Genomic DNA, 14,418 nt, shown 5'->3' on the forward strand with positions numbered 1-14,418 from the left:
CGGAAGGGATGAGATGACTACTCGCACAGAGCCTTTCGTCGACGAGCACGGTACGCCGACGCCGGTCGCCCGCACGATCCACTGGGGTCGGATCACGGCGGGCGCGATCGCACTGCTGGTGGTCGGCTGGCTGGCCTGGCTGATCATCCGCAACCCCCACCTGGAGTGGGGCAAGGTCTGGGACTACCTGTTCGACGGCAAGACCCTCTCGGGCGTCTGGGTGACCATCCAGATCTCGATCCTGGCCACGGTGCTCGGCCTCGCGCTCGGAGTGCTGCTCGCGATCATGCGGCTGTCGCACAACGCGGTGCTGCGGTCGATCTCGTGGTTCTACATCTGGTTCTTCCGGGGCACTCCCCTGCTGGTCCAGCTGATCTTCTGGTACAACCTGGCGTTCCTGTTCCCGCACCTGATCCTGAAGATCCCCTTCACCGAGATCGGCGTCTTCTGGGACACCAACAAGGTCATGACCGGGTTCACCGCGGCGATGCTCGGACTCGGCCTCAACCTCGCGGCGTACTTCGCCGAGACGGTGCGCGCCGGCATCCAGGCCGTCGACGAGGGCCAGACCGAGGCGGCGTACGCGCTCGGGATGACGCCCGGCCGACGGATGCGCCACATCGTGCTCCCCCAGGCGCTGCGCATCATCATCCCGCCGACCGGCAACGAGTTCATCTCCATGCTCAAGACGACGTCGTTGGTCTACGTCGTCGCAGGCAACGACCTGATGACCAACGCCAGCCAGATCTACAAGACCAACAACCTGATCATGGAGCTGCTGATCGTGGCCAGCGCCTGGTACATGCTCATGACGGCGATCGCGACCTGGCTGCAGACGCGCCTGGAGAAGCGCTACGGGCGTGACGCCGTACGCCTGGTGCGCGGCGGCGGGCTCACCGGAAGGGTGCGTGGCCGTACGACGGTCGGGCGGCCCGCGAGCGAAGGAGCCGGGGCATGAGCAGCGTTGCCACGTCTACGGATCCGAGCGTTGAGGGCCCCGTCGTGCACGCACGTGAGGTGCACATGTCGTATGGAGACGTGGAGGTCCTTCACGGCGTCGACCTCGACGTGCACGCTGGTGAGGTCAGCTGCATCATCGGGCCGTCGGGCTCGGGCAAGTCGACGTTCCTGCGGTGCATCAACGGGCTCGAGCCCGTGCACGGCGGCAGCCTGCGTGTGCTCGGCGAGGAAGTCGGCTGGGACCTGTCCGGCGGTCGCGCAAAAGCGTGGCACCCCAAGCGTTTTGCGCAGTTCCGGGCGGGCATCGGGATGGTGTTCCAGCGGTTCAACCTGTTCGCGCACATGGACGCGCTCGACAACGTCGCCTGCGCCCCGATCCGCGTCAAAGGCATGGATGCCAAGGCTGCTCGCGCGATGGCCGCCGACCAGCTCGCCCGCGTGGGGCTGTCCGAGCACGCGCACAAGCGTCCGCATCAGCTGTCCGGCGGTCAGCAGCAGCGCGTCGCGATCGCCCGAGCGCTGGCGATGGAGCCGGCGCTGATGCTGTTCGACGAACCGACCTCGGCCCTGGACCCCGAGCTCGTCGACGAGGTGCTCGAGGTGATGAAAGCGCTCGCCCGCGACGGCATGACGATGGTCGTGGTCACGCACGAGATCAGCTTCGCGCGCGAGGTCGGTGACACGCTGTCGTTCTTCGACGAGGGCGTGGTGGTCGAGCACGGCGATGCGCGTACGACGATCGCCTCGCCCCAGCACGCCCGCACCCAGGCGTTCCTGTCGAGCGTGAAGTAGGGCGGGTGGGCTTGAACCCACGACCTGGATGAGTTGGACGGATTCGCGACAGGACCAGGAGCGGGTGCGCGCCACCTCGAGAGAGGTGGGGCGCTGTCGCCGTACCCGATCACTCGTCAGGCACGAACCCACGGCGATACCGGCGCTTGCGACCCAGCCGGCGGCGTACCGCCCAGGGGTCACGGTCCGCACGCCCGAGGTCACGGAACTTGTGCGGCTTGCACAGCTGGCACCCGGACCAGCGGCGATGGGGCGAGTGCGCCATCGTGATCATCTCCCGGATCTCACTCCCGCCCGGGTGGGCAGGACCTGATCCGCACGGCTGCGGTGTGCACGGCCACCGGAACGGCGACGATCGTGCGGTCCATCATGTCCCCTTGCCGTCTGGTCCACGACCTGATGGCGGCAGCGTACGCCCGGGGACAGACATGGGTATGTGAGTCGGCCAGCACGGACGTCAGGTGTCGTCGCAGCGAGCGTTGCGGCAGCGTTCGGACAGCCATCACGAGGTCGACGAGGCGCTTCGTGCACTGAAGTAGGGCGGGTGGGGCTTGAACCCACGACCGACGGATTATGAGTCCGCTGCTCTGACCGGCTGAGCTACCGCCCCTCGGCGCACCACGGCCCAGGGGCCGGTGCACCGTGCGAGGGTATCCGGCGCGTAGATTTGTGCATCAGTACGGTCACAGCGCGCCAACCCGTACACGCAGTCCGCATGCCGGACTATAGGGTCCTTCCCATGACTGACCCCTCTGCTGCCGTGCCCGCGGACGAGGATGCCGGTTCCCGCGCCCAGGTTGCGCCCGGCGAACCCCTCGTGGTGCTGTCCGGCGTCAACAAGCACTTCGGCGACCTGCACGTCCTGAAGGACATCGACCTCACCGTGCACCGCGGCGAGGTCGTGATCGTGATCGGCCCGTCCGGCTCCGGCAAGTCCACGCTGTGCCGCACCATCAACCGCCTCGAGACGTACGAGTCGGGCTCGATCTCGATCGACGGCAAGCCGCTCCCTGAGGAGGGGGCCGAGCTCGCCAAGCTGCGCGCCGACGTCGGCATGGTGTTCCAGTCGTTCAACCTGTTCGCGCACAAGACGATCCTCGAGAACGTCACGCTCGGCCCGATCAAGGTCCGCAAGCAGTCCAAGGCCGAGGCCGAGAAGCGCGCCATGGAGCTGCTGGCCCGCGTCGGCGTCGACCACCAGGCCTCGAAGTACCCCGCTCAGCTGTCCGGTGGTCAGCAGCAGCGCGTCGCGATCGCGCGATCCCTCGCCATGGACCCCAAGGTGATGCTCTTCGACGAGCCGACCTCGGCCCTCGACCCGGAGATGATCACCGAGGTCCTGGACGTCATGACCTCCCTCGCCAAGGAGGGCATGACCATGGTCGTCGTCACGCACGAGATGGGCTTCGCCAACAAGGCGGCCGACCGAGTCGTGTTCATGGCGGACGGCGCGATCCTCGAGCAGGGCACGCCGCAGGAGTTCTTCAACCACCCCAAGACGGATCGCGCCAAGGACTTCCTCGGCAAGATCCTCACGCACTGAGCTCGACCCAACCAGGAGGAAAGACATGCAGATTCGGAAGATGGGCGGCGTCGCGATCGTCGCTGTCGCGGCCCTCGGGCTCAGCGCTTGTGGCGGCGACGACAGCGGCAGCGGCTCCGGCGGCAAGATCGACATCGGCATCAAGTTCGACCAGCCCGGCATCGGCCTGAAGCAGGGTGACAAGTACTCCGGTCTCGACGTCGACGTCGCCAAGTACGTCGCCAAGGAGCTCGGCTACAGCGAGGACAAGATCAACTGGAAGGCTGCGCCGTCCAAGCAGCGTGAGCAGCTGATCAAGTCCGGCCAGGTCAAGATGGTCGTCGCGTCGTACTCGATCACCGACGCGCGCAAGAAGGAGGTCTCGTTCGCGGGCCCGTACTTCATCGCGCAGCAGGCTCTTCTGGTCAAGAAGGGCAGTGGGATCACCAACCTGCAGGGCCTTCAGGGCAAGAAGCTCTGCTCGGTGTCGGGCTCCACCTCGGCCACCAAGCTCAAGGCCAAGGTCCCCGGCGTCAACCTGCAGGAGTTCGACACCTACTCCAAGTGCACCGAGGCTCTTGTCGCGGGCCGGATCGACGCCGAGACGACGGACGACACGATCCTGTCCGGCTACGCCAACCAGGACACCTACAAGGGCAAGCTCGAGGTCGTGCCCGGCGTCGGTGGCGACGAGATCTACGGCATCGGCATCAAGAAGGGCGACAAGGCGACCTGCGAGAAGATCAACTCCGCACTCGCCAAGATGGTCGCCGACGGCTCGTGGAAGAAGGCCGTCACCGACAACCTCGGCGCCGACTACAAGCTCGACGCCGCCAAGAACCCGCCGAAGCAGGACACCTGCTCCTGACGGATCACGACCCGGGCCGGCGACTGACAACGACGCCGGCCCGGGTCCGTTCGTCTCATCTGACCTGAAGGAGGCTCATGTCTTCCTTGTTCGACCAGTTCGACGTCTGGGGCGCGTTCTGGATGACGATCAAGCTGACGGCGCTTTCCGCCGTCTTCTCCCTGCTGATCGGCACCGTCGTGGCGATCATGCGGGTCTCGCCCGTCCCGGTCCTGCGGTTCTTGGGCACGTCGTACGTCAACATCTTCCGCAACACACCACTCACCTTGATCGTCTTCTTCTCGCTCCTCGGACTGTGGCAGACCCTCGGGGTCGAGCTGTCGTCCCAGCTGCCCGTCAACGCATTCCGGTTCGCTGTCGTCGGACTGTCGATCTATCACGCGGCGTTCGTGTGCGAGGCACTCCGGTCCGGGGTCAACACCATCCCGCTCGGACAGGCTGAGGCAGCGCGCTCCATCGGTCTCACGTTCGGGCAGACCCTGCGCGAGGTCGTGCTCCCGCAGGCGTTCCGGGGTGCCATCACTCCGCTCGGAAACACGCTCATCGCGCTCGCCAAGAACACCACCGTGGTCGTCACCATCGGCGTCGCCGAGACCGCCTACCTGATGAACAAGGTCAACGAGGATGCCTCCGACCAGCTCACCAACATGTTCCTGCTCGCGGCGCTCTTCTTCGTGCTGCTCACCGTTCCGATCGGCCTGCTCACCGGCCGCGCGTCGAAGCGACTGGCGGTGAAGCGATGAGTGCCGGCGTCCTGTTCGACGCACCGGGCCCGAAGGCCCGGATGAGGCACCGCGTGCTCGGTGCCGTTGGGCTCCTCCTGCTCGCGGCCATCATCGGCCTCGTGGTCTGGAAGTTCCAGCAGCAGGGCCAGTTCGAGTCCTCGAAGTGGACACCTTTCGTCCACGGAGAGATCTGGAACTCCTACCTGGTCCCTGGCCTCATGGGAACGCTGAAGGCGGCCGCAATCAGCATCGTCCTCGCTTGCGTCCTTGGTGGACTGCTCGCGCTGGGTCGCCTGTCAACGGTCAAGCCGATTCGCTGGATCGCCTCGGTCATCGTCGAGTTCTTCAGAGCTGTGCCTGTGCTGCTCATGATGATCTTCTCGTTCGGTATGTACGTGAAGTACAACGTGGTGCCCTCCGAGCAGGCGCCGCTCGCAGCCGTCGTGACCGGGCTCGCTCTCTACAACGGATCGGTGATCTGCGAGGTCATTCGTTCTGGCGTCGACCAGCTCCCGAAGGGTCAGGGTGAGGCTGGGCTGTCGGTCGGTCTCACCGAGGCCCAGACGCTTCGTTCGATCATGCTGCCTCAGGCCGTCACCGCGATGCTGCCGAGCCTGGTCAGCCAGCTGGTCGTCGTGCTGAAGGACACCGCGCTCGGCTACAACGTGCTCTACGCCGAGCTGCTCTACTCCAGCAATGACGCGGCAAGCAACTACAGCAACCTCGTGCCGGTCATCCTGGTCATCGCGGTGATCTACATCATCATCAACTACACCCTGACCAAGATCGCTCAGTGGATCGAGCGGCGCATTGCACGACGTGGCCGTTCCGCGGTCACGGGACCGGACACCGGAGTCGGCCCCGGCGGGCCGGTCGGCGGCCCCGATATGAACGCCAACACTGTGGCCGGCTGAGCGGAGCCGCAGCCCGCGCGCCACATGGGATGGGACTGGTCAGCACGCTGACCAGTCCCATCCCATTCTCGTGTCGCATCACACCGCAGGACGGCGGCCTACGTCGTACTCAGCCCGTGTAGTTGTAGTGCCAGTACTCAGGGTTCGAGCCGCCGGCATCCATGAACGCGGGCCGGTCCCAGCCGTACGCCGCGCCGTGCCCAGTCAGCCACGCATCACCCGCCTGCTCGAACCGAAACGGCGAGGACGAGCTCTCCCAGACGTCGATCGCCGTGCCGAAGCCGTGGTTGGAGGTCCCGGGCGCAGCCGCACGCGGATACCCGAGCACGTCGTACCAGTAGACCTGCTCGGCGTAGTCGCGGTAGGTCAGGTCCTGCACCAGATGGGTGCCGGTGTCGCGGACGAACGCCGCGTCCATCGCCTGCAGGCTCGCCGCGGCCGGGCAGGGCAGGGCAGAAAGCGCACCCGGCTCGGGTCGTACCCCGGCTCCCCTACCCACGGCGAGTTGCGCGCGAGCGGGAGTGGGCACAGCGACTCCTGCGGCATCCGACCGTTGACCGCCGTGAGGTCGGAGGTCGGCGCGAGCACCGCCGTACTGACGTAGCCGCCCCCGGCGAGCACGAACCACGCACCGGCACTGCGACCGCTGACCGCAGCTCCGCCCGACAGCCGTCGTACGACGCCGGCGGAGGTGCTCGGCGATGCGCGCACGACGACCTGGTAGTCGCGCGCCGCGACGTACCAGGTCACCTGCACGGGCATGCTCGCCAGCGTGCTCAGGGCGATGTAGCGCCCGCGATAGCTGTAGCTCGTGATGCGCAGCCACGAGCCGCTCACCTCCCCCGTCACCTGGGTGCCGCGGGCGACGGTGCCGACGACGCCGTACGACGTGCTCGGCCCCGTGCGGACGTTCGCGGCCGTCGCGCTCACCCACCGGTTGACGGGCTCGATGCTCGAGGCGCGCGCGGACGGCGCGGCCAGGGTGAGGATGACGAGCAGGACGACGGCTCGTCCGACCTGGCGTGATCGCATCGGCCGGCTCCCTCCAACAGGTGCAGTCGAGCGTAGGGACGCGCGAGCCAGCCGCAGACCTGCGGACGTCCCCGATGCGGTCAAGCACGTCAAGGCCTGTCGGGCAGCTCTGCGCGCAGGTCTCTTGGTATAGGCTAACGGCATAGCCTTTACTCTTGATCGGAGGACGCCATGGCTCGATGGGAGCGCGTCCACGTCGACCCCGACTACTCGGGCGTGACCAGCAGGGAGCGTCGCGGCGGGGCGTACCTGCGCTATCACCCGGATCCGATGATCTCCGCGCGGGATGTTCTCAGCCGTGCTGTCCTCGAGTACGCGGCCGACACTGCGAGCACTGTGGCCGTCCTCGGTGAGCGGTTGCGTGCACGGCCACTGCCGCTGCTGTACGCGACCCTGATCCGGTCCGAGAGCATCGCCTCGTCCTGGGTCGAAGGTGAGCGCGAGACGCCCCGCAACATCATGCTCGCTCGTCTCGACCACGACCGGGCCACTCCCACCGGCCGACGCGTGGCCCGCAACATCGACGCCATGACCGCAGCCATCGAAGGGCTCGACGGCGTGTGGCAGCACGCCGACATCCACCGGATCCACCGGACGTTACTCCCCGCGATCGCCGCCGGCGGATACCGCACGGAGCAGGTGTTCATCGGTGGCAGCTCGGCCCTGAACGCCCAGTTCGTGCCCCCGCCTCACAGCACGGTGGCCGCCTTGATGGACGACCTGCTGGGTTACGTCAACCGCGGTGGCGACTCTCCGCTACTCACTGCGGTCCTGGCACACGCTCAGTTCGAGACGATTCACCCCTATGTCGACGGCAACGGTCGAGTCGGGCGGGCGCTGTTCCACGGCGTCCTGCACCGGGCGGGCACGGTCACGGGCGGCGTGCTGCCGCTGTCCCTCGCGCTCACCTCGGACCTGCGGACCTACGTCGACGCGCTGACGTCGTACAGGTACGACGACAGCGTCGGCGCCGCGCAGGGGGTCTCGGCCTACGTCGAGACCATGCTCGACCTGGTCAACCGGTCCGTGGAGATCGCCCAGGACTTCACCGAGCGGGTGGAGCACGTCCAGAGCTCGTGGGCCGAGTCGGTGTCGCGGTTCCGCAGCGACTCCTCGGTGCACCGCGCGCTCGATGTGCTCATCCAGCAACCGGTCGTCACCGCGTCGCACCTGCAACAGGAGCTGGGCATCACCAAGATGGCTGCTCACACCACGACCAACGCCCTCGTGGAGGTGGGCATCCTGACGCCGGCCGGCGGTCGCCTGCGACGCGCCAACCTCTATCAGGCCGACGACGTGCTCGGGATCCTTCAGGTGTGATGAGGACATGAGAAAGCCCTTGGCGCGATCACTCGCGTCAAGGGCTTTCTGTGGGGCTCCCCCGGTTGGACTCGAACCAACAACCCTCCGGTTAACAGCCGAATGCTCTGCCAGTTGAGCTACAGGGGAAGGTGCGTCTCGCTGAGGCGCGACGGCAACTGTAGCAAAGGGTCGGCCCACTCATGAAACCGAGCCCGGACCCCCGCACGAGCGCGCCGTCACAGGCCGACCTGCTCCTTCAGCCGGGCGCCGACGCGCTGTGCCGCGGCCTGCACGTCGGGGTCGTCCGCAGGCGTGCCGCGCCCCAGGACGGTCTGCACGAACAGCTCTTGCGTCGCGAGATCCTTGCGGAGGACGACCCGTCCGGAACGCCGCGCACCGGTCAGTCCGAGCGGCTCCGTGACGACGACGGTGGCCTCGACCCGCTCCCGGAACGCCTGCATCAGACGCAGGTCCTGCTGCGCGAACGTCCACTGCGTGGCCTGCGTGCGGTCGGTCCAGGTGACCGACAGGGTCCAGGTGTCGGCGCTCCACTGCCCGGCGCCGACCTCGTGCCACGGACGCCTGAGCAGCAGCGTGTGCGCCGACGACACAGCAGCCAGGTGCCAGGTCGTCGCGACCACGCTCGCGCCGGTGTTGTCGTCGACCGCGAACGCGATCACACGCTCGCCGCGCGCGAGGTCGAGAGCAGCGGTCGCCTCGTCGGACAGCCGAGGAGTACGCCGGACGCCGGGGAGCCTCACGTCATCGCCGCCCGTAGCTCGGCAAGACGGACCTGCAACGCCTGCAGCTCGTGCGAGACGGCGCGCGCCCGATCGGCGTCGGAGCCGTCGAGGCGACGCAGCGTGCTCATCGCGTCGCTGATCTGCCGGTTGAGCCCCACCTCTTGCACCCGTGCCACGAGCGAGCCGAGGTAGCGGTCGTCGGGACGGCCGGACGACTCGTTGAGCCGGGTCGGCAGGGGTGCGACCGACAGCTCCCGCACCAGCGGGGCGACCACGCTCGGCACGGCCTCGGCCACGGCATCGACCCAACCGGCGACCGACCGCTCGGGTGACAGCCCGCCAGCAGTGATCATGCCGTCGTAGACCGCACGATGCGCAGGCGCCGAGAAGCCTTCGGGCTCAATGGTCTTGAGGTCCTCCGACGCGAACGCGGACGGGAACTGCAGCAGGGACTGCAGCAGCTGCCGCTCGAGCGCGACGATCGGGTCGCGCAGGTCGGGATGGCCGTACGCGGGCGCGACCTCCTCGGCCGCCGCCGGGGTCGACTCAGGTGCGGTACGACGTGCGGCCGGGTCCGGCTTGGGCGCACGTGCCGCGCGAGTGACCTCGGCGGACAGCTGCTCGACGTCGACGCCGAGCCAGCCCGCGACATCGCGGGTGTACATCGGACGCAACGCCTTGTCGCGGATCTCGGCGATGATCGGCGCGACCGCGCGCATCGCCCGCACCCGGGACTCGGCGTGGTCGAGGTCGAACCGCGCGATCGTCGTACGGACCGCGAACTCGAACATCGGGACCGCGTCCTCGATGAGGTGCGCGACGGCCGCATCACCGGCCGACTTGCGCAGATCGCACGGGTCCTGGCCGCCAGGCGCGACCGCGACGAACGACTGCGAAGCCCAGCGCTGGTCCTCCTTGAACGCCTTCATCGCGGCGGCCTGGCCGGCGGCGTCACCGTCGAAGGTGAACACGACACGGGCGGAGTCCTGGTCGGCCTCGTCGCGCATGATGCGCCGCAGCGTCTTGATGTGGTCGACGCCGAACGACGTGCCGCAGGTCGCGACCGCCTGGTCGATGCCGGCGAGGTGGCAGGCCATGACGTCGGTGTAGCCCTCGACGATGACCGCCCGGCGCTCCTTGGCAATGGACTTCTTGGCCAGGTCGAGGCCGTAGAGCACGTGGGTCTTCTTGTAGATCGGCGTCTCGGAGGTGTTGAGGTACTTGGCCTCGATGCGGTCGTCGTCGTAGAGCCGCCGCGCCCCGAACCCGATCGTGTCACCGGTGATGTCGCGGATCGGCCAGATGAGACGGCCACGGAACCGGTCGAGCAGGCCACGCTGGCCTCGCCCGGCCAGGCCGCCGATGACGATCTCGTCGGCCGAGAACCCTTTGCTACGAAGGTGATTGGCCAGGTGGTCGAAACCCTTGGGGGCATAACCCACGCCGAAGTGCTCGGCGGCCTGACGGTCGAAGCCGCGGTCGTGCAGAAAGCGTCTGGCCACCGCACCCTCGCCCGAGTCGACCAGCGCCGCGGCGAAGAACTCGGCCGCGACGCGGTGCGCCTCGACGAGCCGCGAACGCCGCCCGATCGACTCCTCCTTGGGGCGCGGACCGTCCTCGTAGTGCAGCTCGATGCCCGCCTTGCCGGCCAGCCGCTCGACGGCCTCGGAGAAGGACAGGTGCTCGACCTTCATCACGAACTCGATGACGTCGCCGCCCTCCCCGCAGCCGAAGCAGTGGAAAGCCCCGACGGCCGGGCGGATGTTGAACGACGGGGTCTTCTCGTCGTGGAACGGGCACAGGCCCTTGAGCGAACCGGCACCGGCCGGGCGCAGCGTCACGTGCTCACGCACGACGTCCTCGAGGGAGGCACGCTCCTTGACCAGGGCGATGTCGTCCGCCTTGATGCGACCGGGCACGGTGCCTCCTTTCGGTGCGGTCGAGTCTAGGTCGTCGTCCCCGCCGCTCGGGCGCCGCCCGCACCCGCCTGTGGACCTGGGGAGTCGAGCACCACGACCTGTGGACCTACGGCGCGAGCGCTCGTACGACGTCTGCTGCCGGCTGCTCCTCGACGTGCTGCCAGCGCGTGCCGGCCCACAGGCTCACCTGGTGGAAGTCCTCGAGCGCAGCGGCCGCGGCGCGGAGGGGCTTGGTGACCTGGTCGACCGCTGGGAAGACCGACGGTGCGTGCGCGTCGTGGGCGTCGACCAACGCGTTGCGCAGGCCCCTCGCGGGCCGGCCCGAGAACGCTCGCGTGACGACGGTGCGGTCGAGCGCCGGCTCGACCAGACCCGCCCGGTGAGCCGCGCTGGTGCCTGCCTCAGGGCACAGCAGGAACGCCGTGCCCACCTGGACCGCGGCGGCCCCGAGCCCTATCGCACGACGGACGTCGTCCGCGCTGGCGATCCCGCCGGCAGCGATGAGCGGCACCGTCGTGACCGTGCGGACCTCACGCAGGAGGTCGACGTAGGACAGGTCGTTGGGGATGGAGTCGACCCGATGCGTGCCGCGGTGTCCGCCCGCCTGGCTGCCCTGGACGCACAGGGCGTCGGCTCCCTCGCGGACGGCTGCCAGCGCCTCGTCGGCATCGGTCACGGTGACGACGACCTGGGAGCCGACCGCCCGCAGACGGCGTACGACCTCCGCGCCGGGGCACCCGAACGTGAAGCTCACCGTGTCGACCACCAGCTCTTCGAGCAGGTCGATCTTGGCGTCGTAGGAGTCGGTGTCGTCCCAGCGCGGCTGCGGCAGCTCGACCTCGAGAGTGGCGGCCAGCGGCTGGAGGCTGCGCCTGTACGCGGCGACGTCGGCCTCGTCACGCGAACGCTCCATCACCGACGGCACGAACACGTTGACGCCGAACGGGCGGTCGGACAACGCGCGGGTGCGCTCGATCTGGTCGCGCACGTCGTCGACGGTCTTGTAGCCGGCGGCGAGGTGCCCGAGGCCGCCCGCCTCCCCCACCGCTGCGACGAGCTCAGGCGTCGACGGGCCGCCCGCCATGGGCGCCGCGATGACAGGGTGCTGCAGCTGCGTCAGGTCCACGCACCCGAGCCTAGGACCACGCCCGGGCCAGCTCGATGGCACGGCCGTCGGTGAGCGAGGCGATCTGGTCGACGACCACGCGCAGCCGGGCGTCGTCGCCCGCAGCGGCCTCGAAGTCCTTGGCGTACAACGGATCGAGCCGCTCGGGCTGATCCTGGTACGACGCGAACAGGTGGCCGACGAGGTCACGCTGCTCGGCCAGGAGCTGTTGCCGGTCGTCGGTCAGCAGCACGAACCTCGCCGCCACCGCCTTGAGCATCACGCACTCCAGCCGCACGTCGTCGGGGACGACCACGTCAGCGCCGTGCCGGGTCAGCGCACCGGCGCCGTGCCGCTCGCGGGTCGCTCGCTCGACCGTGTGCACGAAGTGCCCGATCAGGCGAGAGGTCGTGTCCTTGAGCGCGGCCAGGCTCGTACGGGTGTTGTCGTGGTCGTAGGGCATCCGCCCCGCCTCGAGCGCTCGGGCCAGCGCCGCGGTGAGGTCGTCGACGTCGGCCGCGGGGTCGTAGAGGCGCTGCGCCACCTCGGCCACCTCGGCCGCGGCCTGGGCCGAGCGCAACGCCCTCAGGTCGACCATCCCCGCCGCGACGGCGTCCTCGACGTCGTGCACGGAGTAGGCGACGTCGTCGGACCAGTCCATGACCTGCGCCTCGACGCACAACCGCGCGGGCTGGTCGGCAGGCGCCGCGAGGCGAACCCACTCGAACACGTCGACGTCGTCGTCATAGACGCCGAACTTGCTTGTGGGAGAGGGACTTTCGCCACGGCGCCAGGGATACTTGATCGACGCGTCGAGGCTGGCGCGGGTGAGGTTGAGACCGGCCGAACGCCCGTCGGCATGCGCGCGCTTGGCCTCGAGGCGGGTCAGCAGCCGCAACGTCTGGGCGTTGCCCTCGAACCCACCGATCTCGGCGGTCAAGGCATCGAGCGCGGTCTCGCCGTTGTGGCCGAACGGCGGGTGTCCCAGGTCGTGTGCGAGACACGCGGTGTCGACCACGTCGGCGTTGCAGCCGAGCGCGGCACCGAACTCGCGGCCGATCTGAGCGACCTCGAGTGAGTGCGTGAGCCGGTTGCGGACGAAGTCGTCGCCGGTCGGCTGATGCATCTGCGTCTTCTGCGACAGGCGCCGCAGCGCGGCCGAGTGCAGCAGCCGGGCCCGGTCGCGCGCGAAGTCGTCGCGGTCTGCTCGCTTGGTCGCAGGGTCTTCGCCGACCCACCGCTCCCGGGAGCGGTCGTCGTACGGGTCGTTCATCGGCGGCCGGCCAGGAGTGATCGTACGGCGGCGCCGACCGGCCGTGGTGGCGCGTCGACGTAGCCCCCGGCAGCCAGACCGGCGTCACGCTCGAACACGTTGCGGGCGGCGCGGCTGCCCGTCCGCAGGACCGACCACCCCATCGCTGCGACGTAGAGCGGGATGAACGGCAGGCCGCCGCACACGGCGTACTGCCAGCTGTGCCGCTCCTCGTGCGCGAGCAGGCCGGGATAGGTCTCGACGCGTGTGGGCCAGTCGTGCGCCGTCACGAGCACGTTGCCGACGGTGAACGCCCCGGCCACCGGGAACCCGAACCGGTAGTGGTCGGCCAGCCACAGCCCGCGTGGCCCCCGACGGATGTCGCAGTGGCCGAGGGTGGCAACGCCGAGTCCGAGCAGCGTCGACCCGTTGGCCCAGTTGGCGATCTCGCGCACCCGCTGACCGGTGGTCACGGGCGCGTCCGCCGCGAGGGCGGAGACCGTCACCGGTGGACCTCGTTGACGCCGCGGATCAGCTCGGTCGCCCAGGCCTGCAGCCACCCTCGCTGCTGACCGGACCACGCGTCCATGACCGGGTCGGCCGGGTAGAGGATCGCGTCCTCGGCCGGTGTCGACAGGGCCAGATCGGTGCCCTCGGGGTCGGTCACGACCCGCCACTCCAAGGCGCTGTGCCGCACCAGGTGCTCGCCCAGAGCGAGGCCGATCATCGTGCAGACCGCCGTCGGGTCCTCACGGTCGTCGGGATCGGTCGCGAGGACCTTGTCGAAGTAGCCTTCGTAGGCACGCTCCAGCGACGCGAGGTCGTCCAGGTCGATGCCCCACTGGTGGGCGTCGTCGAGCCACTCATGCAGCACCGACCGCTCGTGGTCCCCGACCGGAGCGATGCGGATGTCCTGCTCGGTCACGCTCAACCGGCGGTGCGGTAGCGCTCGGCCGCCCGGGCCTTGGCCTTGGCTGCCTCGACCGCCCGGTCCTTGGGCGGCGCACTCGTCACCAGCGCGTCGATCAGCTCACGGCTGGCCGCGGTCACAGCCGCGACCGCGCGGTCGAACGCCTCCTGGTTGGCCTGCGAGGGCTTGGTCGCGCCGCTGATCTTGCGGACGTACTGCAGCGCGGCGTCGTGCACCTCGTCGTCGGTCGCAGGTGGCGCGAAGTTGTTCAGCGGACGAATGTTGCGGCACATGACCTGAGCCTGACACACCTGCCCGACACCTGTGAGCAGGTCGTGGCCGGTCAGCCCTCCCGCGTCGCGGCGCAGCGGCCT

At 68.8% G+C, this 14,418-nt stretch carries 16 protein-coding genes and 2 tRNA genes; 7 read left to right on the forward strand and 11 right to left on the reverse strand.

Features of this window, described 5'->3' with window-relative positions; genetic code table 11:
* Positions 1-13 precede the first annotated feature (13 nt).
* Positions 14-958, forward strand: coding sequence for an amino acid ABC transporter permease (locus tag VV01_RS10085; RefSeq protein ID WP_050669766.1), 945 nt, complete (start codon positions 14-16; stop codon positions 956-958).
* Entirely contained in the window at positions 955-1,752 is a 798-nt protein-coding gene (locus VV01_RS10090) for an amino acid ABC transporter ATP-binding protein (protein ID WP_050669767.1), read from the forward strand. Before VV01_RS10085 ends, VV01_RS10090 begins: the two co-directional genes overlap by 4 nt.
* A gap of 536 nt (positions 1,753-2,288) precedes the next feature.
* Here VV01_RS10090 and VV01_RS10095 read toward each other — a convergent pair.
* A tRNA-Ile gene (locus VV01_RS10095) sits at positions 2,289-2,362 on the reverse strand.
* A gap of 129 nt (positions 2,363-2,491) precedes the next feature.
* On the opposite strand from VV01_RS10095, the gene VV01_RS10100 reads away from it, so the two are divergent.
* The 4 genes from VV01_RS10100 (at position 2,492) to VV01_RS10115 (ending at position 5,781) form a co-directional block, all read left to right on the forward strand.
* Positions 2,492-3,295, forward strand: coding sequence for an amino acid ABC transporter ATP-binding protein (locus VV01_RS10100; protein ID WP_050669768.1), 804 nt, complete (start codon positions 2,492-2,494; stop codon positions 3,293-3,295).
* A 25-nt stretch (positions 3,296-3,320) separates the two neighbouring features.
* Positions 3,321-4,142: a glutamate ABC transporter substrate-binding protein gene (locus VV01_RS10105; protein ID WP_050669769.1), complete on the forward strand. Its 822-nt coding sequence runs from the start codon at positions 3,321-3,323 to the stop codon at positions 4,140-4,142.
* A gap of 77 nt (positions 4,143-4,219) precedes the next feature.
* Positions 4,220-4,885, forward strand: coding sequence for an amino acid ABC transporter permease (locus VV01_RS10110; RefSeq protein WP_050669770.1), 666 nt, complete (start codon positions 4,220-4,222; stop codon positions 4,883-4,885).
* On the forward strand, positions 4,882-5,781 hold the full coding sequence (locus VV01_RS10115) for an amino acid ABC transporter permease (RefSeq protein ID WP_050669771.1): 900 nt from the start codon (positions 4,882-4,884) through the stop codon (positions 5,779-5,781). Before VV01_RS10110 ends, VV01_RS10115 begins: the two co-directional genes overlap by 4 nt.
* Positions 5,782-5,890: 109 nt before the next feature.
* Here VV01_RS10115 and VV01_RS10120 read toward each other — a convergent pair whose 3' ends face one another.
* Both VV01_RS10120 and VV01_RS10125 read right to left on the reverse strand, forming a co-directional pair.
* Entirely contained in the window at positions 5,891-6,199 is a 309-nt protein-coding gene (locus tag VV01_RS10120) for a M15 family metallopeptidase (RefSeq protein WP_050669772.1), read from the reverse strand.
* A complete protein-coding gene (locus VV01_RS10125) occupies positions 6,148-6,813 on the reverse strand; it encodes an SH3 domain-containing protein (protein ID WP_050669773.1) in 666 nt (221 codons plus the stop codon). The genes VV01_RS10120 and VV01_RS10125 overlap by 52 nt, the downstream gene beginning before the upstream one ends.
* 171 nt (positions 6,814-6,984) lie before the next feature.
* Here VV01_RS10125 and VV01_RS10130 point away from each other — a divergent pair, with 171 nt between their 5' ends.
* Positions 6,985-8,133, forward strand: a complete 1,149-nt coding sequence (locus VV01_RS10130) for a Fic family protein (RefSeq protein ID WP_050669774.1) — start codon at positions 6,985-6,987, stop codon at positions 8,131-8,133.
* Between the two features lie 56 nt (positions 8,134-8,189).
* On the opposite strand, the gene VV01_RS10135 is transcribed toward VV01_RS10130, so the two are convergent.
* From VV01_RS10135 to VV01_RS10170, 8 genes are all read right to left on the reverse strand, one after another.
* Positions 8,190-8,262 (reverse strand) — tRNA-Asn (locus VV01_RS10135).
* An 89-nt stretch (positions 8,263-8,351) separates the two neighbouring features.
* Positions 8,352-8,876 (reverse strand): hypothetical protein, encoded by a 525-nt coding sequence (locus VV01_RS10140; RefSeq protein ID WP_050669775.1) that lies wholly within the window; start codon positions 8,874-8,876, stop codon positions 8,352-8,354.
* Positions 8,873-10,777 carry a DNA primase gene (dnaG, locus tag VV01_RS10145; RefSeq protein ID WP_050669776.1) on the reverse strand — a complete coding sequence of 635 codons (1,905 nt, stop codon included), beginning with the start codon at positions 10,775-10,777 and terminating at the stop codon, positions 8,873-8,875. Before dnaG ends, VV01_RS10140 begins: the two co-directional genes overlap by 4 nt.
* A 106-nt stretch (positions 10,778-10,883) precedes the next feature.
* A complete protein-coding gene (locus tag VV01_RS10150) occupies positions 10,884-11,903 on the reverse strand; it encodes an NAD(P)H-dependent flavin oxidoreductase (protein WP_231635203.1) in 1,020 nt (339 codons plus the stop codon).
* 10 nt (positions 11,904-11,913) lie between these two features.
* Complete coding sequence (locus VV01_RS10155) at positions 11,914-13,155, reverse strand: deoxyguanosinetriphosphate triphosphohydrolase (RefSeq protein WP_050669777.1); 1,242 nt, start codon at positions 13,153-13,155, stop codon at positions 11,914-11,916.
* A complete protein-coding gene (locus tag VV01_RS10160) occupies positions 13,152-13,640 on the reverse strand; it encodes a hypothetical protein (protein WP_231635204.1) in 489 nt (162 codons plus the stop codon). Before VV01_RS10160 ends, VV01_RS10155 begins: the two co-directional genes overlap by 4 nt.
* Entirely contained in the window at positions 13,637-14,059 is a 423-nt protein-coding gene (locus tag VV01_RS10165) for a DUF3806 domain-containing protein (protein ID WP_050669778.1), read from the reverse strand. The genes VV01_RS10160 and VV01_RS10165 overlap by 4 nt, the downstream gene beginning before the upstream one ends.
* 2 nt (positions 14,060-14,061) lie before the next feature.
* The gene (locus tag VV01_RS10170; protein WP_050669779.1) at positions 14,062-14,337 is read right to left on the reverse strand and encodes a DUF2277 domain-containing protein; all 276 of its coding nucleotides are present in this window, start codon (positions 14,335-14,337) and stop codon (positions 14,062-14,064) included.
* Between the last annotated feature and the right edge of the window lie 81 nt (positions 14,338-14,418).

The organism is Luteipulveratus halotolerans, assembly GCF_001247745.1.
Lineage (GTDB): Bacteria > Actinomycetota > Actinomycetes > Actinomycetales > Dermatophilaceae > Luteipulveratus > Luteipulveratus halotolerans.